Genomic DNA, 25,746 nt, shown 5'->3' on the forward strand with positions numbered 1-25,746 from the left:
TAGCACTTTCTGCTCTTATCAAAACGGTAAATGCACAAAGTCAAAAAACCACACTAAATGAGAAAAGCCATCTTTCCAGGGTCATTTGATCCTATTACACTCGGTCATGAAGACATTATCAAAAGAGGGATTTCTTTATTTGATGAAATTGTAATTGCTATAGGAATCAATGCCGATAAAAAATACATGTTTCCTCTTGAAGAACGAAAGCGCTTTATCGAAGAGACGTTCAAAAACGAACCAAAAGTAACCGTAATTACCTATGAAGGACTTACGATTGACTTGTGCAAAAAAATAAAAGCCGATTTTATTTTGCGTGGTTTGCGTAACCCTGCCGACTTTGAGTTCGAGAAGGCCATTGCGCATACGAACAGGCATTTGTCTCAAATAGAAACCGTCTTTTTATTGACAGCAGCGCGAACGTCCTACATTAGCTCCAGCATCGTAAGAGACGTGCTTCGCAATGGTGGCGAATATGAAAAATTAGTTCCTAAAGCTGTTCGAGTAAAATAAAAGTATTGGTAGCGTTTTACAGCTTAGATAAAAAATTACACTAGATTAAAAATAAAGGTGTTGCCAGCGCAATTAAGCCAGCAACCACAAACAAAACAAACAATGAGCATAGAAAGAGAGTTGAGCAAACGTGCAGGGTCAAAATGTGAATTATGTGGGTCTACAGAAAACCTGAAAGTATACGAAGTACTACCAACTAAAAAAGGAGGTTTAGACGAAGCAGTCATGACTTGTGCTATTTGTAAAGACCAAATTGAAAATCCCGGAAACGAAGATTTGAACCACTGGAGATGCTTGAACGATAGTATGTGGAATGAGAACAGTGCAGTTCAAGTGGTTGCTTGGAGAATGCTTAGTCGCTTGCGTTCTGCTGGTTGGCCAAAGGAATTATTAGACATGATGTATCTCGATGAGGATTTACTTGCCTATGCGCAAGCAACAGGTGAGGGTGAAGAGGATGAAAACAAAATTATTCATAGAGACAGTAACGGCGTGATCTTAGAACATGGTGATAGCGTAGTACTAATAAAAGACTTAAAAGTAAAAGGATCGAGCATGGTCGCAAAACAAGGAACAGCTGTGCGTAACATTCGTTTGGATCATGAAAATGCTGAATACATCGAAGGAAAAGTAGATGGTCAAATGATTGTGATTATTACGCAGTATGTTAAGAAGACGTAGCTTCAGAGTTTCAGAGCTGCAAAGTTTCAGAGCTGCAAAGTTTCAAAGTTGCTGAGTTTGAGTTTTAGAGCTTTGAAGTTATTAATTGTGGTTTTATTTTGATAACTAAAAAAAAACGTTAGTAGGAATCGAGTTCTTACTAACGTTTTTTGTTTATTTCTAGGTTTTACTTTTACTTCACTTTGATCGAATCACTAGTTACTATACACTAATTACCAATCACTATTCACTAATCACTATTCACTAGTTACTCTACACTAATTACCAATCACTTTTCACTAATCACTATTCACTAGTTACTCTACACTAATTACCAATCACTAATTACTAATCACTATTCACTAGTTAATCTAAACTAATTACCAATCACTAATCACTAATCACTATTCACTAGTTACTCTACACTAATTACCAATCACTATTCACTAATTACTATTCACTAATCACTAATCACTATTCACTAAACACTAATCACTCCTCTTCCTTCTTAATAACCTTTCTCGCTACTTCAATTTTAAACTTTTTGCCTTTCATTTTTTCGTCTCTAATGTTGTGCAATAGGTCTTTTACTTTATTGAATTTCACCGCAGCGAAGGAAATGAAATCTTTTACTTCGATTAGGCCTAGATCGCCTTTTTCTAATTTTCCTTTTTGAGAAAAGAAACCAACAATATCAATTTTGTTTAGTTTATTTTTCTTTCCACCACTAATATAAATGGTTTGGTATAGAGGAGGTTTTGGTAAAGCAACGCTAGTAGGAAGTTGGTACACATCCATGCCGTAATCCAGGTATTCCATTTTTTTCTCACTGTCATGAGCTATAACGTAAGCCGTTCCCGAGGCTGTCATACGTGCAGTACGACCATTCCTGTGCGTGAATTCGTCTTCCTTTAGTGGTAAATGGTAATGAATTACGTGATTCATCTCGGGTATATCTAAACCACGAGCTGCTAAATCAGTAGTGATTAAGTAGCTTACACTTCCGTTACGGAATTGGATAAGGGCACGTTCGCGCTCGTCTTGATCCATTCCTCCGTGGTAGTAGGTGGCATAAATTCCTTTTTCGTTCAAAGTATCGCTGATGCGTTCTGCAGCATCTCTATGGTTACAGAATACAATTGCGGCTTCTGATTTTAGAGAACAAATCAACTGAAACAAACTTCCTATTTTGTCTTTTTCCTTAGACACGACTAGTTTCATGGCTAGGTTCGATTCTTCCTCGTTTTCCGGGATGAAATCAAGAATGGTAGGATTGACTACTCTCGTGTATTTTGGAATCTCAATATCAGAGGTTGCCGAAACGAGAATACGCTTGTTTAGCTTTGATAATTTACCAATGATAAAAGACATTTGCTCGTGGAAACCCAATTGCAATGATTTATCAAATTCGTCTAGCACCATTGTTTGGATTTTGTCCAATCTAAAAGTACCACGATCGATATGGTCCGCAATACGTCCAGGAGTTCCAATAAGAACTGCGGGAGGATTGCTTAGGTTTTTAATTTCAGTGTCAATAGCGTGACCACCATAACATACATTAACTTTATAATCGGTTCCCATTTTTTTCCAAACTTGCTCAATCTGAAGTCCTAGCTCGCGTGAGGGAACCAAAATTAAACATTGCACCGATAAAATTTCGGGTTGTAATAATTCTAAAATGGGTAATAAAAAGGCTAATGTTTTCCCTGAACCGGTAGGCGACAGCAGTAAAATATTATTATCATGTAAGATGGCATCTTGCGCCCTGTCTTGCATTTCGTTTAGCTGAGCTATACCTAAGTTCTTAAGTATGTTTTGTGGGAGGTGTTTACTATTCATGGCGCAAAGGTAATTAAAAAGTTTTCACTTTTTTGGCTACCGTTTGTGATGCTGCTCGTGATTTTTTCGCGTGAGGGATAGAAGTAAGCTACCGAAGTAGCACGGATAGCCCGACAGCTTACGTGATAGAGGCTACTATTTATGATAATTAGTAGCCTCTATTGCGTAGGGTGGCACGCCCAAATGATCTTTTTAAGACTGTGTGACTGGCTCTTCTTCGAAAAGTAATTTGATGTTCTCGTAGGAGTTTTTGAGCAGCTCTGGAATGTCGTTAGGATGTACCCAAGCAACTTTCTCGATTCCTTCCTCTAATTGTCCTTGCGGTGTTCCCTCAAAATCTGAATGCATTTCGAACCAGTGCGTAATTTTTAGTTTGTAGACGCCGTTGCGTTTAAAGATGTGGTAGGTTTTTTGTAGTTTTTTAATTATGCGGAGTTGGTTGACACCTGTTTCTTCCTCTACTTCACGCATAGAAGTCCCTTCGATATCTTCGCCTTTTTCGGTTCCGCCCTTGGGTAAATCCCATTTTCCGTTTCTAAAAATGAATAAAACCTCTCCTTTTTTATTGTAAACAAGACCGCCTCCCGCTTTGTTAACAGGAATTTTGGCCTTCAGGGTTTTCATAATCTCTTTTTCGTCCGGATGGTAGAGATAAGCTTTCTGAATTTTATTTTGAAAAATTTTAATAATAAGTTGTTCGATATCAATACTCTCTAATAAGAATAGTTGAAAGTCCGTTTCTTTTGATATTTTATTTGTCAAAAAAAGTGGTTTGTCGTTCACAAAAACTTTATACATTTGTACTATGATTTTTAATAAAGATACTGCCGAAAAAACAGCCGAATTGCTTTTACAAATAAATGCAATTAAATTGAATCCAGGAAATCCTTTTACATGGGCTTCCGGATGGAAATCGCCTATTTACTGTGATAATAGGTTAATTCTCTCATTTCCAGCCATAAGAAATTATGTTAGAGATGAATTTGCAAAAAATATCGAAAAACAATTTGGGAAGCCAGATGTTATTGCTGGAGTTGCGACTGGAGCGATAGGAATAGGTATTCTTGTGGCCGAAAGCTTGGGATTACCTTTCGTTTACGTTCGTCCAGAGCCTAAAAAACATGGTCGCCAGAACCAAGTAGAAGGTTTTTTGCAAAAAGGACAAAATGTTGTTGTAGTTGAAGATTTAATTAGCACAGGAAACAGCAGCTTGATGGCTGTGGAAGCCTTGCGTGCTGCAGGTGCCAACATTAAAGGTATGGCTGCAATATTTACCTATGGCTTTGCAGTTGCTGAAGATAATTTTAAAGCTGCTAAATTAGATTTGTACACATTAAGTAACTACCAAAACTTATTGAACTTAGCAGTAGCAAAAAGTTATATAACAGAGAAAGAAGAAGAAACTTTGAGAGAATGGAGTAAAAGTCCATCGACTTGGGGAGTTAATATTGAAAAATAAAAAAAAATGAACTTAGAAAGTCCTAAAGTTACTGTTGAAAAATCAGCACAAGAATTATTTGATTTATTGAGCGATGTAAATAGTTTTGAAAAATTAATGCCTGAGAATATTGCAAAATTCGAGGTTATTGGTGATGACGCCTTTATTTTTGGTTTAAAGGGTATGCCAGAAATCAAACTTAAAATGAAAGAAAAAGTAGCTCCCTCTAAAGTAGTTTTAGGAGCGGCTAGCGATAAACTTCCTTTTACATTAATTGCTAATATTGAGGCGGTATCAGATGCGTCTAGTGCAGTGAAATTAGACTTCGAAGGTGATTTTAACCCAATGATGGCTATGATGATCAAAGGACCTATTGGGAAATTTATCGAAACATTGGCTGGGAATATGGGTAAACTATAAGTGCCAGAATCAATTCCTGATTGGGTAAGATTGTAAAGAGCAAACATAAAAAAAACGGTAGCAAGTGTACACTTGCTACCGTTTTTGTTTTTAGATCTTATTTTAAATGCGATTTAAAAAAAGTAATTGTTCGTTCCCAGGCTAGATCAGCGGCGGGTTTATCAAATCGAGGAGTCGAGTTGTTGTGAAATCCGTGATTTACATTTGGGTAGATGTAAGCAGTATACTCTACGTTATTTGCTTTTAAAACAGCTTCGTATGCCGGCAATCCTTCGTTTACTCTGGTATCCAATCCTGCATATTGCAGTAATAAGGGTGCTTTAATTTTTGCTGCTTCTTCGGCAGTGGGTTGTCCTCCGTAAAAAGGTACTGATCCAGATAGTTCAGGAAGTCTAACCGCCATCATATTAGCAATCCAACCTCCAAAACAGAAGCCTACGACACCTATTTTTCCGTTGCAGTTTTCATGTTTGCTTAAATAATCATAGGCAGCAATGAAATCTTCCAACATTTCGTTACGATCGCGTTTTTGTTGCATGACGCGGCCATCATCGTCATTTCCTGGATAGCCTCCCAAAGGGGATAGCGCATCAGGTGCAAGACTGATGAATCCATCAACAGCACAGCGACGACCTACATCTTCGATATAGGGATTAAGTCCGCGGTTTTCGTGAACGACAATAATTCCGGGTAATTTCTTTTTAGTTCCTTCCGGAATTGACAGTAATCCTTTTATTTTTCCGCCTCCTTTTGGAGAATCATAGGTAATATAATCAGAGTTCAGTCTTTCATCATTAGGTTGTACAATTAAGGTATCGATATAATTAGGCGAAATAAAACTAAGTAACGACCCAACGGTAACGGTTCCGACTGCGTACAGGGATAATTTAGCTAGGAAATCACGGCGTTCTAATTTATTGTGAGCGTATTGATCGTATAATTCAAATACTTCTTGAGGGATGTCTTCTTTATTTAGTGGTTGCATGTTAAAGTGGTAATGGTTGTACAATAGAAAGCTCTAAAATAAGTTTTTTTAGCACGTAACTTTTAATTTTAACGTTTGTTTGCTTTGTTAAACAGCGGTTTATGCTTTTTGTTTCAGGTTGATGGTTCGAAAAGTGAGGTTTACTCGTGCTGTGCTTACACGGGTTGTGGGAGGCAAGCGGTGCAGCCATTGCGACTGCGTTTGCTCCTTCATGACTAAAATACTGCCGTGTGCTAATACTTGCGAAACTACCTCTTTTGTTTCTTTGTGTTTAAAAGCAAATTTCCTTTCGGCGCCCAAACTAACGGATGCAATAGCACCATTTTTTTTTAGCTCTTTCTCTCCATCGCTATGCCAAGCCATTCCTTCGGCACCATTGTGATATAAATTAAGTAAGCAAGAGTTGTAGGTTTCTCCCGTGGTATCCTCAATTATTTTTTTTAATTGTAGTAGTTCAGGTGTCCATACTAAAGCCTCTTTTGTAGTTTTAGAATAGGTATAACTAAAGGTGGTGTCACCATACCAAGCTACTTTACGTTTGGTTATAATTCGTTTTCCAAAAATTACTGCTTCATCATTTTTCCATTCTATGGTTTCTAAAAAAGTGTTGAGGTAAAAGTTGGCTTCTGCAATGGAAAGCACGGGTCCGTAGTAGATAACGGTACCATCTTTAGGTAATAAGTTCGTGTTTTCGGGAGAAGTGGTGGTAAATAAATCCATCTTTAAATGCTGTTTTATGGAAGTACAAGGTCGGGAATTGTTTTGAAAAGGAAAGATGAATGTTTGTTAAAAAAGGGAACAAAACTTATTTTGCGTAAGGGATTGCAGTGGAAATCCTCCCGTTTTTTAGGGAGATTGGAACGAAAAGCCCGACCTTGTTGCCAAGACAGTAGTGAATGTAATCGAATTTTACGGCAACAAGGTTACGCCCATTAAAAAAGTAGGGCAGTACCGGTTTCCTTTTTTTATTTTTTGTAGCAGAATAGACAGTTGTTAATAATAAGTTAAACCAATAAGTAATGTGTAAACTAACGGTGTTTAAAATTATTTTTGATAATGAATAACTAATAAATAACCACTAAATGAAGAAAATTCTCATTCTATCTGCTTTTAGTGCATTGATGATCGCTCCGGTAGCTTCGAATGCACAATCGAGTAGAGAAAACAAAAAGAAGAAAAATGCGCCTGTTGCAGTAGCACCTCCCGTTAAAAAGCCAGAAACTGGAATTAAAGAATACGATAAAGTAATTACCAAAGAGGCTGTATCCGACGCTGGACTGTTTACGGTGCATCGTGTAGACAAAAAGTACTACTTTGAAATCCCGAATAATTTATTGAATAAGGACATGCTATTGGTGAGTCGTTTGTCTAAACTGCCTTCGAATTTAGGTGGTGGTTATGTGAATGCGGGATCAGAAACGAATGAGCAATTGGTGGTTTGGCAGCGCTTTCAAGACAAAATTTTGATCAAAGTGAAATCGTATGCAGCGATTGCTGACGAGAGTTTGCCTATTAGTATCTCAGTTAAAAACAACAATTACGAGCCTACTTTGTATGCTTTCGATATTGCTGCTTTTAGTAAAGATTCAACTAAAACAGTCATTGACGTGACTAAGTTTTACAGTAGTGATGTAAAGGCTATTAGTGGATTATCGTCTTCAATGAGAGATGCTTACAAAGTAAAAGGATTAGATGACTCACGTAGTTTTATTACGGCTATGAAAAGTTTCCCGATGAATATTGAAGTGGTACAAGATTTTACCTATAATGCCGGTAAACCACCTGTTTTAGAAGATACCGAGACTATTAGTTTACAAATGAATCAATCAATGATTTTGTTGCCTGAAGTTCCCATGACTCCAAGGATTGCAGATTCTAGAGTTGGTTTTTTTACTGTTAGTCAATACGATTACGGTAGCAATGAGTTGAAGTCAGATAGTAAAACGTACATCCGTAGATGGAGGCTAGAGCCAAAAGATCCCGCTGCCTATGCAAGAGGAGAACTGGTAGAGCCTGTGAAACCTATCGTTTATTATATTGATCCTGCTACGCCAGAGAAATTAAGAAAATACATTAAGCAAGGTATTGAAGAATGGCAAAAACCATTTGAAACTGCTGGATTTAAAAATGCTATTATAGCTAAAGACCCACCATCGAAAGAAGAAGATCCAGACTTTAGCCCTGAAGATGCACGTTATTCGGTAATACGTTATGTAGCAAGTACGACTCGAAATGCGGTTGGACCAAGTGTATCTGATCCAAGATCAGGTGAAATTATCGAAAGTGACATAATTTGGTACCACAATCATTTGCGTTCGTACAGAAACCGTTATTTGTTAGAAACTGGCGCTGCTAATCCTTCGGCTCGAACTTTGAATACCAGTGATGAAGAAATAGGAGAGATGATGCGTTTTGTTATCGCTCACGAAGTGGGTCATGCATTAGGTTTTCCGCACAACATGGGAGCTAGTAATGCCTATGCTGTTGAAGATTACAGAAACGGTGCTTTTACTCAAAAAAATGGAATTGCAGCTAGTTTAATGGACTATGCTAGATACAATTATATTGCGCAACCAGGCGATAAAGGCGTTCGTTTTATCCGTCAAATGGGACCTTATGATCACTACGCTGTGAACTGGGGTTACCGTGTGATTCCAACTGCGACTTCACCTGAAGCTGAGGTTCCAACTTTAGATAAATGGATTTTAGATAAAGCAGGAGATAAAATGTACAAATACGGACAGCAAAGTAGTAGTTTTGATCCTACCTCACAAACAGAGGATGTTGGTGACAATTCAATGAAAGCGAGTACGTACGGAATGAAAAATCTGAAGTATGTTGCTGAAAACTTAGCAAGCTGGACTAGTGATGTGACGAACAACTACGAAGATTTAGATGAGTTGTACCAAGAATTACACGACACATGGAGTAGGTATGTAGGTCATGTGGTTACTAATGTGGGAGGAGTTTTTGAAGATTTAAAAAAACCAAATCAAAAAGGAACTGTGTACGACGTAGTATCTAAATCGCAGCAGCAAGAAGCCATGCAATGGTTGCAAGCGAATGCCTTTGCTTCACCAACTTGGATGGTCAATATTCAAACCTTAAAGGATATCGATTATGCAGGTTATACAGAAAGATTTAGAGCACTTCAGGTTAGACATCTTAATAATGTAATGAGTCTGGAGCGAATTGGTCGTTTGATGGATGCTGAAATTTTAGGGTCAAATAACTATAAGGCTTTGGATTTATTGCGTGATATGCGAACTGGAATCTGGAAAGAAACCGCTACTGGTACTAGTGCAACGATTTACCGTCGTAACTTACAAAGAGCGTATATCGAAAGAATGGAGTACTTGATGAAAGAGGAGATCAAACCAAGTAGAAACGGACAGTATTACAATGTGTCGCAATCTGATTTAAGAGGTTTAGTTAGAGGCGAGCTTAATAGCTTAAAAACGACACTTGCAACTGCTAAAAATGGAGCTGTAAACACGGAGACGAAGTACCATTATCAAGATTGTATCAAGAGAATTGATATGATCTTGAATCCAAAATAATAGTATAGTAACAAAAAAAATCTGCTTTCGAGCAGATTTTTTTTGTCTTATTTGTAATGATTTATTTCTTTACCGGCTTTTTTTCTGGAGCTGGTTTTACCGCTTTGTTTGGTTGTCGGTATAATTCTAAGTTTGTCTTGCCAATTCGCTTTTCCAACCAAGAGTTCATTTTATTTAAAAGATCCTCGTTTAACGGCTTTTTAGAATCGTATAGTAATACAGGTACCGTTTGAACGCTATCGGTATTGGCATTGAAAATATGATTAGAAACTGAGATGTTTGTGATTTCGGGAAACAAAATTTGGATTTCAGCTAACAAGGCTCTGTTATCATAAGTGCCTGCGGTTATTTGTTTTTTCAAATTTAGAATGGTAACATCTTTTTCACTTAAGACGGACTTATTGAACTTTATTTCATTCAGAATATCACTCTTTAAGTCAGTTGTATCTTGTATTACGCGTAATTGGGTATTTGTAATGTTATAGTCCTTTAATTTACTATTAAGTGCTTTAATCTCAGTAGTTGAGAATTTTTTACTTAAAAATCCAAGATCTAATTTTTTAGGGCTTTCAGTGAATTTTGTTTTTTTATATAAAATAGCGATTCCTTTATTCGAGAATTCATTTTCAATAAAAATATCAATTTGGTGTTGGTAGTTTTTTTGCTGAATTAATTGATAAGCAAAATAAATACTCGGCAAAATCAGAATAGTAATTAAGGTCGAAATGATGTATTTTACTTTCTTTTCGCTTTTTTCATCTAATTGCTTAGCCTTTGGATACTTTAAATAGGTAACGATAAAAAAAGTAGATATGCAGATAAATACACAGTTGATAGAGTACAAGTAAATAGCTCCAAAAAAGAATTTCATACTACCTATTGCAATTCCGTATCCGGCCGTACATAAAGGAGGCATCAAGGCTGTTGCTATTGCTACTCCGGGAATTGGATTTCCTTTTTCAACACGTGTAATTGCAATAGCACCTACTAAACCACCTGAAAAAGCTATTAATATATCGTAAATATTAGGAGCAGTTCTAGATAATAATTCGGGTTGGGTTTCCTTAAACGGACTCAAATAAAAATAGATTGCTGAAACTATCAATCCTACAAATGTAGCAATCCCTAAATTTTTTAAGGATTTTTTTAGCAAACTAAAATCGAATACACCTAATCCAAAACCAGCACCAATGATTGGCCCCATTAAGGGTGAAATTAACATGGCACCAATAATTACGGCTGCAGAATTTACGTTTAATCCTATCGAAGCAATCACAATGGCACAAGCCAAAATCCAAAGGTTGGCTCCTTTAAAAGAGATGTTAGACTTTACATTTTCAAGAACTTTAAACTTGTTGTCTTCTCCCGCACTCAGATTGATGTAGGCTAGTATTTGACTAATTATTGTTTTCATCGGGATTCGCTTTTAAGGTTTGCTTTAAGCATAGGAATCCAATAATTCCTGCTGTTAGTGACGATAATAAAATTACAAATTTAGCATGACTGATCAACACCTGATCATCAAAGGCCAATAAAGTGATAAAAATGGACATAGTAAATCCTATACCGCCTAGAAAACCAACACTAATAATCGTTTTCCAACTTAAATCAGCAGGGAGTTTACAAAAACCTAAAGTGACAGCGATAAAGCTAAATAAGGCAATCCCTATTGGTTTACCTAAAACTAATCCTAGTGCAATACCAATACTGTAATGTTGGGTTAGGGCGTCAACAATGTCTGCACCTACAACAATTGCAGTATTCGCCAATGCAAATAGGGGAAGAATAAAGAAAGCGACCGGTTTGTGTAAAAAACTCTGTAATTGGTAGGAGATAGACTTTTTACTTCCGTCTCCAAACGGAATTACAAATGCCAATAGAACACCAGTAACGGTGGCATGAATTCCAGAGTTTAGCATAAAGTACCACATGAAAACTCCACCTATTAAATAGATTGCAAGAATTTTAACCTTCATTCTGTTAAGGATAAACAAGAACAACAAGATTCCCATTGCTAGACCAAGGTTCAGCCAAAAAATAGTTTTTGTATAAAAGATGGCGATCACCATAATAGCACCCAAGTCATCAATAACAGCCAATGCCGTTAGGAATACTTTTAAAGATAAGGGCACGCGATTTCCAAGTAGTGATAACACACCCAAGGCAAATGCAATGTCAGTGGCCATTGGAATTCCTGCTCCAGCTTGTGCATCAGTTCCAAAATTAAGCCAAAGGTATAATCCAGCAGGTACTGCCATTCCTCCTAAAGCGGCAAAAATGGGAAGTAGGGCGTCTTTTACATTGGAGAGTTCACCATCGTATATTTCTCTTTCTAATTCTAAACCAATTAGAAGAAAGAAAATAGTCATTAAACCATCATTAATCCAATATTCTAAACTTTGTCCACCAATTTTAGTGTGCCATGTGTGAAGGTATTGATTACCAAAAATCGAATTGGCCAGAATTAACGATATTAAAGTGCAACCTATAAGTACAAGTCCGCTGGCTTTTTCGTTGTTAAAAAATTCGTTCCACAATTCTGCATTGTATATTTTTTTAATCGTTTTCTTCACTGTTCTTTTCATGTATTCTTTGTTTTGTCTGCACAGCAGCGGCTGCTGCTATTTTGAGCCATAGAGGCGATTTTTAACTAGGATCACAAAAATAGGGAATTAGTTACGATTCCCCTCGCTCAAAGTGATTTTATTGCCTTTATTTAGTGATTTTAGGTGGTTATGATCCAATTTTGATTTTCGATAATTACTTGTGTTATTTTGCATTTGGCAAGGACCTTAATTTAGAAGAGGTAATTTTTTTATTTCACATTTTTTTGATGTTTTTGGGTCAACATAGTAACTTCTAGTGTGCGGTGGCTTAGGTATTATTTTGGTAATTGATAGCGGAGCAAAAGGTCTGTTTGAACTTCGTTACCTAAAGTAAATTGGTGTTGGTTAAAAGCGGTAAAGCCATTTTTTTTATAAAACTGTAATGCCTTATGATTGTGCTCCCAAACACCTAACCAAATACTAGCTACTTTTTTAGCTGTTGCAATTGCAAACGCTTCCGCTAGTAGACGGTATCCTATTTGCTGTCCTTGAAACTCTTGGAGTACATAAATGCGTTGAATCTCCATTGCATCTTCTAATACATTTTCTGTTTGAGCTGTTCCCCAATTTAGCTTCAAATAGCCTAGAATTTGATCATTTGCTTTAGCAAAGAAAAAGGCGGATTGTTTATTTTTTAATTCGGATTGCAGTAGACTATCAGTAAGATTTTCTGTTATGTAAGTCGCTAAATTGGCAGCTAAATTCACAGGTGCGAACGTCTCTGTAAAAGTTTGGATACTTATTGCTTTTAGTGCGTTTAAATCATTTGGTGTCACTGCTGAAATCTCAATCTTTTCCATTCCCGTTTTATTATATTCTATTTTCAAAAATAGTGTATATTTTGTCTTATTTGGATTTTCTATGACATCATTACACATATCAATTTAGTTTTGGCTATTTCTTAGTTTCAATTTGTATTTTTGGAGTCTAATCAGAAATTAAAGCATCAAGCAGTCTATGAAAATTGTTATCTCACCCGCAAAGTCATTGAATTTTGAAAAAGAATTACCAATCGAGACGTTCACTGAACCCTTGTTTTTAAAAGAATCGCGACAAATTCAGCAGGTGTTAAAGCACGAATCACCAACTAGTTTATCTACGATGATGCACATTTCAGATAAGTTGGCACAATTGAATTGGGAACGCAATCAAGCATGGAAAACACCTTTCAATCCTGAAAACGCAAGACCAGCCATTTATACTTTTGATGGGGATGTGTATACCGGTTTAGATGCTTACAGTATTCCAGTAGAAAAAATAGAGGTATTGCAAGATAAACTGCGTATTCTTTCCGGACTATACGGATTGTTAAAGCCTTTGGATTTGATGCAAGCTTACCGCTTAGAGATGGGTACCAAGTTACCAATTGGTGACCAAAAGAATTTATACGAATTTTGGAAAACGACCATCACTAAAGCACTTAACAAAGAATTAAAAAAAGAGGAGCTATTTGTAAATTTAGCCAGTAACGAATATTTCTCAGCAGTAGATGTAAAAGCGTTGAAAGTACCGGTAATTACGCCTGACTTTAAGGATTATAAGGATGGTAAATTAAAGATCATTAGTTTTTTTGCCAAGAAGGCGAGAGGGATGATGGTTCGTTATATCATTGATACGAATGCCGAGACAATTGATGACTTAAAAGGATTTAATTATGATGGGTATCAATTCGATGCCAATTTATCAAAAGGAAATAATTTAATTTTCACAAGATAGTTTTACACTATTGATAGAATCAAAAAGCGCCATTTTCTTTTGAAAATGGCGCTTTTTGCTTGTATACTTCTTTTAATGCATCGCATCAGCAGGGTCAATTTTATTTTTCCCTCTTTTGATAAAAAACACAATTGGAATACATAATAAAAATAGAATTCCTAAGTAGAGAAAGATATCCATATACGCTAGAACGGTACTTTGTTTTAAAACGCTGTAATCGATGGCTTGATAGGCTTTTTTTAGGGATTCATTGAAAGTAAAACCTTTAGACATAAATCCTTTTTGCAACTGCATGATTCGTTGCTGTACTTCAAAGCTGCTGCCGTCTAAATTAGCGATAAGATCAACACGGTGTTTTTGTGAAAACCTTGTTATAAATGTCGTAATAATTGCAATACCAAAAGAACCTCCTAATTGTCGCATCATTCCAGTAAAAGCGGCACCCTCCCCAATGTTCTTTCCTTTTAAGGTAGATAGAGAAAGGGTAGTAATAGGAACAAAAAGTAATCCTAGACCAACTCCTCTTAATATCAATGGCCAGTACATGTGTTCAACTCCTGTGTCAGGCGTAAGTACATTGTACATCATAAACGTAAACAAAAAGAAACTCAGGAACCCAACTGCAACCATGTAGGATTGCGGTATGCCTTTTTGGATCATTCTACCGACAAAGGGCATCATGATTGCCGTAGTAATCGATCCGGGAATCAACAGTAAACCTGCATCAGTGGCGGTCCATCGTAAAATAGATTGCGTGTAGATTGGTATTATTAAAGTTGATCCATATAAACCAAATCCTAAAATAAAACTCATCAAGGTTCCTATTCGTAAATTTCCATCTTGTAAAACACTTAAGTTGACAATAGGATGCTTATAAACGAGTTGTCTCCAGATAAAAAGGATTAATCCAAATAAGGAAACAGTGCTTAAGGCTGTAATTAGTGGATTATTAAACCAATCGTCTTGCTGCCCGTGCTCCAAAACAAATTGCAAAGAGCCTATAAAAGAAGCGAGTAATATTATACCAATCCAATCTACTTGATTTGATTTTAGTTTTTCGCCATATTTAGGACTTCTAACAAAAGTTATTGTAAGCAATGTTGCTATAATTCCTAACGGAATATTGATGTAAAATATATAAGGCCAAGAAAAATTATCAACTAAATACCCACCTAATGGCGGACCTAAAGTTGGTCCTACAATTACTCCCATTCCGTAGATGGCTTGCGCCATTCCGCGTTTAGCAATAGGATAACTCTCTGTAATAATAGTTTGTGCGGTAACTAATAATGCGCCACCACCTAATCCTTGAATAAACCGAAAGGCCACTAGCTCCCAAATATTGGTTGCGTTACCGCATAAAAAGGAGGAAACGGTGAAAATAATAATAGATACTGCAAAATAATTGCGTCGGCCAAATTGCTGCGAAAGCCAGCTCGTCATGGGTATTACTATAACATTGGCAATGGCATAAGCAGTGATTACCCATGCAACATCAGTCAAAGTAGCACCAAGACTTCCTCGCATATTCGTTAATGCGACATTAACAATAGTAGTATCTACAATTTCAAGTAAGGCGCATAAAACAGCAGTAATCGTGATGATTACTCTCCTAAAGCCATATTCTACTAAATCGTCTTCTGATTTTACCATTTTATTTGATATGTACATCGACGTCCACATTCATTCCCGGACGTAATAGTTTTACTTTTTCGATATCATTACTAGGATCAATACTGATTTTCACGGGTAAACGCTGAATCGTTTTTACAAAATTTCCCGTTGCATTATCAGGAGGCAAAATAGAGAAACGAGATCCTGTTGCTGGTGAGAACGAAACCACTGTTCCTTCAAACTCATAGTCAGGATAAGCATCTACTTTTAATGTTACTTTTTGTCCTGCTACCATTTTATTCAATTGCGTTTCTTTAAAATTAGCAATAACCCAAGCTGTAGTATTGTTTATAATGTAAAATAGCGATTGTCCGGGTTGTACCAATTGTCCTGGCTGGATATCAATTTTAGAAACTTGTCCATCCATTGCTGCGGTAATTACTGTATAGGTTAAATTAAGTTGTGCTGTTTCAAGCATGGCCTTCGCTTTTTTAATATTGGCAGCAGCAACATCGGTTTGTTTATCGGATACTTTTTCTTTAGCCTTGATTACTGACGTTTGGAAAGCAGTAGCTTTTTCTTGCTGTTGCAAAATTCGGACTTGACTCTCCGCTTCTTGTTTTGCAGCAAGTGCTTGCTCGTATTGTTGCTTGGTAATGGTACGGCTCTTGTACAAGTTTTCATAACGATTGAAATCGCTAGTAGCACGTCCTAATCTAATTTTTGCAGTTTCTATATTTCCTGCTGCAGATTGTACATTAGCATTGGAAACAGAAATACTTGCCAAAACACTTCCGATATCTGCTTTAGATACTTCAAAATTGCTTTCGGCTGCAGCCAAAGTTGCTGCTGCTTCATCGATTTTCAATTTGTAGTCATTGCTATCAATGGTAAACAACGTATCGCCTTTTTTTACAAAGTCATTGTCTTTAATGTACACTTTACTCACATATCCCGATACTCTTGGAATAATAGGATTCATGTTTTTTTCTATCTGTGCATCATCAGTTCCTTCATGAGAAAGAGAGTGAATGTATTTATAAGTTCCGTAGGTGATTCCTAAAATTAGTAATGTACCTATGATGATAATAAACTTTTTGTTTGTTGGTTTCTTTTCCATTTTGGATTATGATTATATTTTTGAAAGATTGAAGGTTTGGTTTAATTGTCCGTTTACCGAAAGCAATTCATAGTATTTTTGAATTACATTCGCTTTGGCTAACGCCTTATTGATTTTAGATCCTAATTGTTCTACATCAGCTTCTAGCAAATCGTTCGTATCAGATAATCCATTGTCATATTTCTCTTTTATGATACGATAGTTTTCTGAAGCTTGGTCAACGGCTTCTTCATAAACTATATCTTGTTTAATCGCTAAGTTGTACTCTTCCATCGCTTTTTGAACTTGAATTTTAATAAAATCCACAAGCATATTTTCGGAGTTTTGTACTTCCAGCGCCTTACTTTCGGCTATTTTAACATTGGTACCATTCTTTAAGATTCCGCTTAAATCATACGAAAGTCCTACACCAATATTGATTGCGTTTTGAACTGTAATTACATTTTTTAATCCTAAGGAGGTATAGCCACCAACTATAGCAACCTGAGGATAATAAGCGCTTTTAGCCACTTTTATATTTGCCAAACTTGCTTTTTCTTGTAAACGAATTGCTTCTAAATCTTTTCTGTTTTCAAGAGCACTCTCATCATTCGCGGGAACGTTGTTCATTTGAAAGTTAGCGAAGTCGCTTTCGGTAATCACCAAATTTGTTTTAGGATCTAATTTTAATAACGATAGAAGTTCATAATTCACAGTATTAAGATCACTCATCGCTTTATCTAATGACAGTTGCACTTTAGAAACTTGCAATTGTGCTTTCATTAGATCATTACGTGGAATTATTCCGTTTTTTTCTAAGGCGGTAAAATCTACGGCACGTTGTTTTGTGCTTTTTTGATTTTCTTTTAAAAGTTCCACTGTTTTTTGTGCTTTATATAGTCGAGCGTAGTAATTCACCACTTGCATCGCCACTTCCTCCTTAGTTTGCATGGCATTTGCTGCTTCCGCTTGGTACATATTGTCAAAAGCAACAATTGTATTTTGAATTTTAAATCCGCTAAAAACAGGTAAACTTGCAGTGGCCTGTCCTAAAAGCAATTGATTAACAGCAGGAGCGGGTTCGCTACCTGAGCCACTACTGTTTAATTTTAAGTCAACAGTCGCTTTAGTCAGGTGTTGGTACTGCGCTGATACCTTTAAATTGGGATATCTTTCGTTTTTGATGGCTTGCAGCTCATATTTTTTGGTAGCCACTTTGGTATTGGCTAACGAAATCTCATTACTTTTTGACCAAGCCATATTGATGGCTTCATCGAGTGTTAAGCTCGTTTTGTCTTGCGCTACCGCAGCTGAAATTCCGCTAAAGAAAATCCCAAAGAGCAATAATTGACTAACTTTCATAAATAAGAAGGGCTTTAATGGTTTGTTGAATATGTTTTGTAAGCGTTGTTTTGATATAATTATCATAACTCTCAGGAGTATTTAAATCAAGTAAATTCTCAAAAAAGGGTCTGTTTGTCTCAAAGTGAAAAAAGGTTCCTAAAATTGTAGGAGTGATTAACGGAACAATAATATCTTTTCTAAAAAGGCCTTTATTTTGACCTTCTTCAATTATGGTTTCTAGTGTTTTTAAATTTCCTTTTTTCAATTCTACAAAGGCATCTAAGTTGATGCTTCTTTTTTTTGACGAAAATTCAAAATGTAAGATTTTGTATATTTCACTATTGCAGTGCACTCGGGTAACATACAACTCAATTAATTTATTGATTTTTTCAATTGGATCCAGACTTTCCATGCGTAAAGTATCTAGTTGCAATTTTAAATCGGTCGCTCTATATATTATTAATGACTCCAGCATTCGCTCTTTGGAACCAAAGTAATAAGAAACCATGGCAATATTAATCTTAGCTTCTTTAGCAATATTTCTGATAGAGGTTGCGTCGAAACCTTTTTCAGCAAAAAGTGATTCTGCTACCTGCAGGATATGAATTTGTTTATCGTTAAAAGTGGAGTCCAACATCATGCTTAAAATTTATGAAACAAAATTAAACATTTGTTTAAATTAAACGATTGTTTAATTTAAATTTAACGTACTATTAACAAGGGTTTGCCCTGTAGGTTTGTATTGAAAGATCTTGCTGCTTATTTTTTTTATCTCTTTGTTACTTAATACTCTATTGCATCTAGTGTTTCAATTCAGGGTATGAAGTGACGAATTGTGAATATCTATTTTAAAAAACAGCATTTATTTTTTTTCTAAAATCTATCTTTGGCTTCCCAACTAAAAAACAAAAAATATGAGCGCAATTTGGTATGAATGCAAGGTGAAATATAGAAAAACAGATGAGACTGGAAATCAAAAAGTGATTTCAGAGCCATACCTAGTAGACGCTTTATCCTATACCGAAGCAGAGAGCAGGATTAATGAAGAAATGGCTGCCTACACTAGTGAGGAGTTTAAAATTACCAATATTAAGGTAGCCAACTATGCTGAGATTCATCCTTTTGAGAATGCAGATCGCTGGTTTAAATCTAAGATTTCCTTGCTCGCTTACGATGAAGAAAGCGGTAAAGAACGCAAAACAAACATGTACTTCTTAGTTCAAGCGAATGATGTGAAAGAAGCATATGATAATACAGTTGAAACCATGAAAGGAACGATGGGAGATTACAGTATTCCGGCTATAACCGAGTCACCTATCATGGATGTTTTTCCTTATTTTAGCGGTGAAGAAGACAAATTGGAGCAACTTGAAAAGTTCAATGCTTTGAAAGCTTCTAAACCAGAGGTTGCTGTTGAAGTAGAGGATCATATGGAGTTTGTGACTGAAGAGGAAGTAGAAGCGTAAATTGTCAATCAATTTTAGAGCATTCGCAAGTATAAATTTCAGTAATGAGATTTTGCTTGCGAATTTTTATTTACAACTACCATAGCGAGTATTATATGGTGGCTAAGGTTCTAATGCTATTTAGTTTTACGTCTTATTCATTTCTTTTATTTTTTTGTAAAAATTACCTTTAAATTTTGTAACATTACTTAATGGTAAATTGCCTTCTTTTTTGAATAAGAAAGAGCCTTTTGTAGTTTTCTATTAAATTAACGCATCATGAAAATTTCCCCCGTAATACTATTGTTGTTTCTAGTTATTTGTACTCTTTTTACGGCTTGTAAGAATGAAGAAAAGAAGATAAGTGGACCAAAAGTCGAATTGCTTCCCAAAATAAAAAAAATAAATGTAGTTCCTGCAGACACAAAGGATCTAGAGGATTTTGATTGGTACGAAGTAAAAAATAATTCTCAAAACGAAATTCTTGTTATCTCTTCTAATCAACCTTTAGAAAATTCGCCAAAACTTCTTATTGCTGATAAGAATTATATGTTAGTATCTAAATACAAACAGAATGAGGATGGAACGCGCTTATTAATTCAAAAAGACACCTTGCTTTCTTGGGATTACGTTCATGTAACCATACAAAAGAGCAATTTCTTAAAGAAAAATGTTGATGGTACTGAATTTGTTTTCCTTTCAACTAAAGAGAATGAGATGGGACAAGCAAGTACAGAAACTACTCTTTCTTTTATAATGGTTGATGCGGTTAGCGGCGAGCATTACAATCTTTCATACACGGGAGATGAAACAGAAAGGAGCCGGAAAACTGAAACTATCGAAGGTGGTTTTGTATTTAATAAAAGGCTGAACGCTAAACCTAAGTTCAAACAATTATTATTGGATTACGCTGCGAACAGTACGTTAATTTATAGGCCAACAAAAGAAGAGAAAAATATTTTTTATTATTCAAATTATGCGCAAAAGTGGGAAATGGATAATAAATTAAATGGCCGATTGGCTAACGGCTATACTGATATCCCTAAGAAAATTTATAGTACCTATTATAAAGAAAATATTATTGATTTTACTGGAACTATTTCGAGCTATGATGTGGTAATTGAAAATGATCATTTTAAAATTGTCGCAATTTTCAGGAACAACATTCTAGGGTATGATAAAATTAAAAAGCGCTATTTTCCTATTTTTATTGAGAGTTGCATTACCGGATGCAACAAAGAAGTAAAATTTATAGGACAGGATACTATTTTAATCACTCATTATGAATATGACCCAAAGTCCTACAAGCTGGATTTAAATTCTATTGTTTTTAAAAATTAAGAAGATTTTTCTGTTTTTTTTACTGATTTACTTCACTTATCTCCAATTCTATAAAAATATTTAAACGTAACATTTGTCGTAAATACTGTAACTTTTTCTATCGTTAATGCTATAATTTAGATTTATTAAATGGCAAACAAATGAATTTAGAGATAGGTCTGGTTTTAGGGATTTTAGGAATTGCATTTTTATTATTTGTTAGTGAAAAGTTTACTGTCGATAAAACAGCCTTTTTTATACTAACGAGTCTTTTGATTTTTAGTCTTGTTAGTCCAGAAGAGGCTGTTTCTGGATTTTCAGATAATGCTGTCCTTACGATTTTATGTTTAATGATTATTGCCATAAGTTTAGAAAAAAACGGAGTGGTTTCTTGGGTAGCGCAAAAGATGATTCCCATTATCAAGTTACCTATATGGGTTTTCTTGCCCTTTTTGATGATAACCGTTGCCTTTTTTTCCTCTTTCATAGCAACAACTGCTGTGGTAATCATTTTTATTAAATTAGTAAATGAGCTGGGTAAAATGGGTAAAATTGATCGTGCTCAAGTACTCTTGCCTATATCATTTGCAGGGATTTTAGGCGGTAGTTGTACACTGATGGGAACGAGTACCAACTTAATTGTTTCGGATATTTCGAGAAAAAGTGGTATTGGACGCTTTAGTTTTTTTGAGTTCTCTGCAGCTGGTATTGTGTTTTTGCTAGTATCTATTCCGATTATATATTTCTTAGCAAAAAAGTTTTTACCAAGAAGTGCTTCTCAAAAGGAAGTTGACTCCCATCAAAAATATGGCTACATCACTGCGGTCAAGATCAAAGAAAATTCTAAATTAATAGGAAAGCAAGCGGGCGAGACCGAAATTTGGAATGAAAATGATATTCGTTTAATCAAAATCCAAAGAGGTAAGAGGCATCTCAAAAACAATATCAAAGCAGAGGTTTTAGAGGCGGGCGATGTTTTGTGGCTAGACCTTACCCTAGAGGATTTGACTGCTCAAACTGAAAGTTTAGGTCTGAACATTTTAGGAGTTGATCATGATGTGATCGAAGAGAATTTTAGCAATGAATACCATGAAGTAATTATATTGCCTAATTCTCGTTTTATCAATATGACTATAGAGGAGTTTAACATGACTTTACCAAACAACATCTATGTAAAGGGCGTAAGTAGCGATTCTAAATTTTCCAAAAGCAATAATTATTTCAAAAAGATTTTTACTAAAAAATTTATGAACCCAGGCAATCGTGTGTTGCTGTCCGGAAATCTGAGTGAAATTAGAAAAATAGCAAATGAAAGCAATTTACTTTTTGCTAATACCGTAATCACGGATCCTTATATTCCAACGTACAAAAAGTTGATTTCGTTTTTCGCAATCATTTTGGTTATTGTTTTAGCGGCTACAAATACTTTTTCAATTCTTAAATCTTGTTTGTTAGGAGTTGCGTTGTGTTTGTTTACCGGTTGCATTCAATTAAATGATGCTTACAAGGGAATAAATTGGCAAGTAATATTTCTATTAGCAGGAATGATTCCGTTAGGTATCGCTATGAAAAATACCGGGACAGATGTTTTTATAGCTAATCAGCTGTATGCCGTTCTAAAGTCGGTTCCAGCCTCAGTAACAATCACCATAATTTTTGCATTTACGATGTTGATGAGTGGATTTGTATCCAATAATGCGACTGCAATCATTATTGCACCTATTGTAATTGCTGTTGCTGCTAAATTAAATATCAATCCTAAACCTTTACTTTATGCGGTCATGTTTGGTGCTAATTTTAGTTTTTATACACCTATGGGATATCAAACCAATGCTATTATTTATGGATTAGGAATTTATAAATTCAAACATTTTTTAATTATTGGTAGTGTATTATCAGTAGTGCTGCTTATTGTAGCAAGTATTTTACTGCCGATGCTTTATTTATAATCGTTTAAGGGAATAAAAAAAGCGTTTTACTCTTTTTTAAAAGGAGTAAAACGCTTTTTTTTATTGCAAATGAATACTGTCTCTATCGAATTGCTTTTACAAATTCACTGATTTTTCCGGTTCCATTTTTGGTTAAATCTTGTATAAAAGCACTACCAATGATCGCTCCTTTAGCATATTGGGTTGCTTGGTTAAACGTCTCGGCATTGTTGATTCCAAAACCAATCACTTGTGGATTTTTCAAGTTCATATTAGCAATTCTCTTGAAGTAATCGGCCTGTGTGTCACCAAATCCTGTTTGAGAACCAGTAACACTAGCAGAACTTACCATGTAGATAAAACCACTTGAAACGCTATCAATAAAGCGAATGCGTGCATCAGAAGTTTGAGGCGTGATTAAAAACACATTGATCAAACCATATTTTTCGAATGTAGGCTTGTACTTTTCGGCGTATACGTCAACTGGAAGGTCGGGAATAATTAAACCATCAATACCAATTTCTGCACATTTTTTACAAAAAGCTTCAATACCGTATTGCAACATCGGATTAAAATAGCCCATGATGATAAGCGGAATATTTACGCTTTCGCGGATGGTACTTAGTTGGTTAAACAACGTTTGGGTCGTCATTCCGTTATGTAAAGCGGCAGTTGAACTTTCCTGAATTGTAGGTCCATCAGCAAGTGGGTCGCTAAAAGGCAATCCAATTTCGATCATGTCTACTCCGTTTTTTTCTAAATCTTGTATGATTTGCACGGTATCGTTTAGATTAGGATATCCTGCAGAGAAGTAAATGGAAAGTATTTTTTTATCTTCTTGTAATTTTTGTTCTATTCTGTTCATTGTTTTCGAGTATTGAAAATGCTATTTTATTTATTGCAGTTAGTTTACGGCGCTGTATACCCAAACTTTTTCTTGAGACTGCAATTGAACTTCGATGCGTCGATAGTACTTGCCTTCATACGTGTCAGCAAGCTCTAAATCTTTTTCGGATAGTTCATATACAATTCCGCTAATCACGTCTTCCTTGTTTTCGGTTGGGGTGATTATGGGATAGGTTTCTACACCAAATTCCTCCTCAATTTGTATGGTTTGAACACTGTAACCCAGTAAGGATTGAGCAGTACCAGTGAGGCTTCTACCGAAGATGTTCTCTTGAATGTCTTTTTCTCTTAAAGTTCCGTAAGCAAATAATTTAGCCATTTTTCTAATTTTGAAACGTTAGTCTTTTTTTTTGCGTTAGGGATGGCAGCGGTATCTCCTAATTTGTGAAAACGGAGGCTTTTTTTAGCCGTAGTTTTTGCAAATTGGGAATTTAGCGTACAGCCCGACCCGCTTTTTTTGCGGGAAACGCCCTGAAACCTATTTTAAATTCGGTTGTTTTATAACTTAAAATAGTCAATATAGGTACTTAAATCTTTATCCCCACGACCTGACAAGCTTATCACGACAATATCGTCTGGTTTGAATTTTTTATCGTTAAACACAGCGAGTGCATGAGAGGTTTCTATGGCTGGAATTATTCCTTCCAGTTGTGACAAATAAAGACCTGCTTGCATGGCATCATCATCAGTCACAGAGAAAAACTCCGCTCGACCAGATGTTGCTAAATGCGAGTGCATAGGTCCAACACCAGGGTAATCTAATCCTGCTGAAATGGAATAAGGCTCTGTAATTTGTCCATCAGGCGTTTGCATCAACAAGGTTTTACAACCGTGAATAATACCTACTTTACCCAATTTACTAGTTGCAGCACTCTGTCCGCTATTTACTCCTTTTCCTGCTGCCTCAACCGCGATAATTCCAACTTCGGGCTCGTGCAAAAAGTGGTAAAAAGTACCTGCTGCGTTACTACCACCGCCTATACAAGCGATCACGTAATCCGGGTTTTCACGTCCTTCTTTTTCTTTTAACTGCCACTTGATTTCCTCGGATATAACTGATTGGAAACGTGTTACCATGTCAGGATACGGGTGCGGCCCTATAGCGGAACCAATGATGTAGTGCGTGTCTACAGGATTGTTAATCCAATCGCGAATGGCTTCGTTTGTAGCGTCTTTAAGCGTTTTTGATCCTGATTTTGCTGGACGAACTTCGGCACCAAGCATTTTCATTCGGGCCACGTTAGGTGCTTGACGAGCGATATCTACTTCGCCCATGTAAATAATACATTCCAAGCCCATTAGCGCACAAACTGTTGCTGTTGCAACACCATGTTGTCCTGCGCCAGTCTCAGCTATGATGCGTTTTTTTCCTAATTTTTGAGCTACTAAAATTTGACCAATCGTATTGTTGATCTTATGCGCTCCCGTGTGATTTAAATCTTCTCTTTTCAGGTAGATTTTAGTATTGTATTTTTGTGATAATCGAGTTGCAAAATAAAGTGGGCTAGGACGTCCCACATAATCTTTTAGTAACTGATCAAACTGCGCCTTAAAATCAGGTTCAGCAGTAATTTTTAAATATTCTTGGCGTAATTCTTCAACATTTGGGTATAACATTTCAGGGATATAGGCTCCGCCAAATTCTCCGTAATAGCCATTTTCGTCTACGTTGTATGACATTGTTTTTAAATTTAAGGTTAGAGTGCCAAATTATGTTGGAACGCTCTCAGTAACTTTGCATTTTTTAATCCAGGTTCAATTTCGAATTTACTGTTTACATCAATGGCATAAACGGGTAAATTAGTTTTAAGTATTTCGTGAACGGCCTGGGCTTCTTCAAGTCCGATGCCGCCGCTTAAAAAGAAAGGCTTTGAGGAAGGATAGAGTTTTAATACATTCCAATCAAAGGTAGTTCCGTTTCCTCCAGGCAATTTTCCTTTTGTATCAAAAAGAAAATAATCACAGACATTTTCAAATGGTTTTAAGCGCTCAAAATCAAAATCATCAGCCACAGAAAATACTTTGATAATCTCTATTTCGGTTTGATTATGAAGGTTCAATTCACTCTTCAAATTTACGCAAAAATCTACAGATTCTTTGCCATGTAGCTGTACAGCTTGTAAATTATTTTTAATTATTATTTCAATAATGTTGGCAATCGATTCATTCACAAAAACGCCTGTTTTTTTAATGGATTTTTGTAATTCAGGAATTTGTCCATCAAAATAGCGTGATGATTTTTCCCAGAATATAAATCCCATATAATCCGGTTTTAATTGGGCTACTTCCATTATGTTTTCAGGATATTTCATGCCGCAAATTTTGAGTTTCATAAGGCTGTTTTTTAATGATG

24 protein-coding genes are annotated in these 25,746 nt (G+C 35.9%); 9 read left to right on the forward strand and 15 right to left on the reverse strand.

Going from position 1 to position 25,746, the window contains the following annotated elements; genetic code table 11:
• Nucleotides 1–57: 57 nt before the first annotated feature.
• Nucleotides 58–513: a pantetheine-phosphate adenylyltransferase gene (coaD, locus tag ACZ2G0_RS08715; RefSeq protein WP_470307284.1), complete on the forward strand. Its 456-nt coding sequence runs from the start codon at nucleotides 58–60 to the stop codon at nucleotides 511–513.
• A 102-nt stretch (nucleotides 514–615) separates the two neighbouring features.
• Complete coding sequence (locus ACZ2G0_RS08720; protein WP_470307286.1) at nucleotides 616–1,194, forward strand: PhnA domain-containing protein; 579 nt, start codon at nucleotides 616–618, stop codon at nucleotides 1,192–1,194.
• Between the two features lie 471 nt (nucleotides 1,195–1,665).
• Here the strand turns inward: ACZ2G0_RS08720 and ACZ2G0_RS08725 are convergent, their stop codons facing one another.
• Together ACZ2G0_RS08725 and ACZ2G0_RS08730 are read right to left on the reverse strand one after the other, a co-directional pair.
• Nucleotides 1,666–3,012, reverse strand: a complete 1,347-nt coding sequence (locus tag ACZ2G0_RS08725) for a DEAD/DEAH box helicase (protein ID WP_470307287.1) — start codon at nucleotides 3,010–3,012, stop codon at nucleotides 1,666–1,668.
• Nucleotides 3,013–3,204: 192 nt separating this feature from the next.
• Entirely contained in the window at nucleotides 3,205–3,810 is a 606-nt protein-coding gene (locus tag ACZ2G0_RS08730; RefSeq protein ID WP_470307288.1) for an NUDIX hydrolase, read from the reverse strand.
• Nucleotides 3,811–3,817: 7 nt separating this feature from the next.
• On the opposite strand from ACZ2G0_RS08730, the gene pyrE reads away from it, so the two are divergent.
• Nucleotides 3,818–4,471 (forward strand): orotate phosphoribosyltransferase, encoded by a 654-nt coding sequence (pyrE, locus tag ACZ2G0_RS08735; protein ID WP_470307290.1) that lies wholly within the window; start codon nucleotides 3,818–3,820, stop codon nucleotides 4,469–4,471.
• A 6-nt stretch (nucleotides 4,472–4,477) separates the two neighbouring features.
• Nucleotides 4,478–4,870, forward strand: coding sequence for an SRPBCC family protein (locus tag ACZ2G0_RS08740; protein ID WP_470307291.1), 393 nt, complete (start codon nucleotides 4,478–4,480; stop codon nucleotides 4,868–4,870).
• Nucleotides 4,871–4,967: 97 nt separating this feature from the next.
• Here ACZ2G0_RS08740 and ACZ2G0_RS08745 read toward each other — a convergent pair whose 3' ends face one another.
• Both ACZ2G0_RS08745 and ACZ2G0_RS08750 read right to left on the reverse strand, forming a co-directional pair.
• The gene (locus ACZ2G0_RS08745) at nucleotides 4,968–5,855 is read right to left on the reverse strand and encodes a dienelactone hydrolase family protein (protein WP_470307292.1); all 888 of its coding nucleotides are present in this window, start codon (nucleotides 5,853–5,855) and stop codon (nucleotides 4,968–4,970) included.
• A 99-nt stretch (nucleotides 5,856–5,954) separates the two neighbouring features.
• On the reverse strand, nucleotides 5,955–6,575 hold the full coding sequence (locus ACZ2G0_RS08750) for an alpha-ketoglutarate-dependent dioxygenase AlkB family protein (protein ID WP_470307293.1): 621 nt from the start codon (nucleotides 6,573–6,575) through the stop codon (nucleotides 5,955–5,957).
• Nucleotides 6,576–6,937: 362 nt separating this feature from the next.
• Here ACZ2G0_RS08750 and ACZ2G0_RS08755 point away from each other — a divergent pair, with 362 nt between their 5' ends.
• Entirely contained in the window at nucleotides 6,938–9,415 is a 2,478-nt protein-coding gene (locus tag ACZ2G0_RS08755) for a zinc-dependent metalloprotease (RefSeq protein ID WP_470307294.1), read from the forward strand.
• A gap of 61 nt (nucleotides 9,416–9,476) precedes the next feature.
• Here the strand turns inward: ACZ2G0_RS08755 and ACZ2G0_RS08760 are convergent, their stop codons facing one another.
• The 3 genes from ACZ2G0_RS08760 to ACZ2G0_RS08770 all read right to left on the reverse strand — a co-directional run bounded on the left by ACZ2G0_RS08760 (nucleotide 9,477) and on the right by ACZ2G0_RS08770 (nucleotide 12,848).
• On the reverse strand, nucleotides 9,477–10,829 hold the full coding sequence (locus ACZ2G0_RS08760; RefSeq protein WP_470307295.1) for a TIGR00341 family protein: 1,353 nt from the start codon (nucleotides 10,827–10,829) through the stop codon (nucleotides 9,477–9,479).
• On the reverse strand, nucleotides 10,813–12,000 hold the full coding sequence (nhaA, locus tag ACZ2G0_RS08765; RefSeq protein ID WP_470307296.1) for a Na+/H+ antiporter NhaA: 1,188 nt from the start codon (nucleotides 11,998–12,000) through the stop codon (nucleotides 10,813–10,815). Before nhaA ends, ACZ2G0_RS08760 begins: the two co-directional genes overlap by 17 nt.
• A 296-nt stretch (nucleotides 12,001–12,296) precedes the next feature.
• Nucleotides 12,297–12,848 (reverse strand): GNAT family N-acetyltransferase, encoded by a 552-nt coding sequence (locus ACZ2G0_RS08770; RefSeq protein WP_470307297.1) that lies wholly within the window; start codon nucleotides 12,846–12,848, stop codon nucleotides 12,297–12,299.
• A 130-nt stretch (nucleotides 12,849–12,978) separates the two neighbouring features.
• Between ACZ2G0_RS08770 and yaaA the strand changes: the two genes are divergently transcribed.
• On the forward strand, nucleotides 12,979–13,737 hold the full coding sequence (gene yaaA, locus ACZ2G0_RS08775) for a peroxide stress protein YaaA (protein ID WP_470307298.1): 759 nt from the start codon (nucleotides 12,979–12,981) through the stop codon (nucleotides 13,735–13,737).
• A gap of 72 nt (nucleotides 13,738–13,809) precedes the next feature.
• Here the strand turns inward: yaaA and ACZ2G0_RS08780 are convergent, their stop codons facing one another.
• From ACZ2G0_RS08780 to ACZ2G0_RS08795, 4 genes are read right to left on the reverse strand one after another with little or no spacing between them, the layout of a single operon-like run.
• Nucleotides 13,810–15,390, reverse strand: coding sequence for an MDR family MFS transporter (locus tag ACZ2G0_RS08780; protein WP_470307299.1), 1,581 nt, complete (start codon nucleotides 15,388–15,390; stop codon nucleotides 13,810–13,812).
• A 1-nt stretch (nucleotide 15,391) separates the two neighbouring features.
• The gene (locus ACZ2G0_RS08785; protein WP_470307300.1) at nucleotides 15,392–16,471 is read right to left on the reverse strand and encodes an HlyD family secretion protein; all 1,080 of its coding nucleotides are present in this window, start codon (nucleotides 16,469–16,471) and stop codon (nucleotides 15,392–15,394) included.
• Between the two features lie 12 nt (nucleotides 16,472–16,483).
• A complete protein-coding gene (locus ACZ2G0_RS08790) occupies nucleotides 16,484–17,812 on the reverse strand; it encodes a TolC family protein (RefSeq protein ID WP_470307301.1) in 1,329 nt (442 codons plus the stop codon).
• A complete protein-coding gene (locus tag ACZ2G0_RS08795; RefSeq protein ID WP_470307302.1) occupies nucleotides 17,802–18,434 on the reverse strand; it encodes a TetR/AcrR family transcriptional regulator in 633 nt (210 codons plus the stop codon). Before ACZ2G0_RS08795 ends, ACZ2G0_RS08790 begins: the two co-directional genes overlap by 11 nt.
• 274 nt (nucleotides 18,435–18,708) lie before the next feature.
• On the opposite strand from ACZ2G0_RS08795, the gene ACZ2G0_RS08800 reads away from it, so the two are divergent.
• From ACZ2G0_RS08800 to ACZ2G0_RS08810, 3 genes are all read left to right on the forward strand, one after another.
• Nucleotides 18,709–19,260, forward strand: coding sequence for a DUF4494 domain-containing protein (locus tag ACZ2G0_RS08800; protein WP_470307303.1), 552 nt, complete (start codon nucleotides 18,709–18,711; stop codon nucleotides 19,258–19,260).
• A 258-nt stretch (nucleotides 19,261–19,518) separates the two neighbouring features.
• On the forward strand, nucleotides 19,519–20,580 hold the full coding sequence (locus tag ACZ2G0_RS08805; RefSeq protein ID WP_470307304.1) for a hypothetical protein: 1,062 nt from the start codon (nucleotides 19,519–19,521) through the stop codon (nucleotides 20,578–20,580).
• Between the two features lie 140 nt (nucleotides 20,581–20,720).
• The gene (locus ACZ2G0_RS08810) at nucleotides 20,721–22,508 is read left to right on the forward strand and encodes an SLC13 family permease (RefSeq protein WP_470307305.1); all 1,788 of its coding nucleotides are present in this window, start codon (nucleotides 20,721–20,723) and stop codon (nucleotides 22,506–22,508) included.
• An 82-nt stretch (nucleotides 22,509–22,590) separates the two neighbouring features.
• Here ACZ2G0_RS08810 and trpA read toward each other — a convergent pair whose 3' ends face one another.
• The 4 genes from trpA to ACZ2G0_RS08830 all read right to left on the reverse strand — a co-directional run bounded on the left by trpA (nucleotide 22,591) and on the right by ACZ2G0_RS08830 (nucleotide 25,726).
• Complete coding sequence (trpA, locus tag ACZ2G0_RS08815; RefSeq protein ID WP_470307306.1) at nucleotides 22,591–23,352, reverse strand: tryptophan synthase subunit alpha; 762 nt, start codon at nucleotides 23,350–23,352, stop codon at nucleotides 22,591–22,593.
• Between the two features lie 39 nt (nucleotides 23,353–23,391).
• Nucleotides 23,392–23,712 carry a gamma-glutamylcyclotransferase family protein gene (locus tag ACZ2G0_RS08820; protein WP_470307307.1) on the reverse strand — a complete coding sequence of 107 codons (321 nt, stop codon included), beginning with the start codon at nucleotides 23,710–23,712 and terminating at the stop codon, nucleotides 23,392–23,394.
• 179 nt (nucleotides 23,713–23,891) lie between these two features.
• On the reverse strand, nucleotides 23,892–25,073 hold the full coding sequence (gene trpB, locus ACZ2G0_RS08825; RefSeq protein WP_470307308.1) for a tryptophan synthase subunit beta: 1,182 nt from the start codon (nucleotides 25,071–25,073) through the stop codon (nucleotides 23,892–23,894).
• 17 nt (nucleotides 25,074–25,090) lie between these two features.
• Entirely contained in the window at nucleotides 25,091–25,726 is a 636-nt protein-coding gene (locus tag ACZ2G0_RS08830) for a phosphoribosylanthranilate isomerase (protein WP_470307309.1), read from the reverse strand.
• Nucleotides 25,727–25,746 lie beyond the last annotated feature (20 nt).

This window comes from Flavobacterium sp. KKT103 (genome assembly GCF_055640565.1).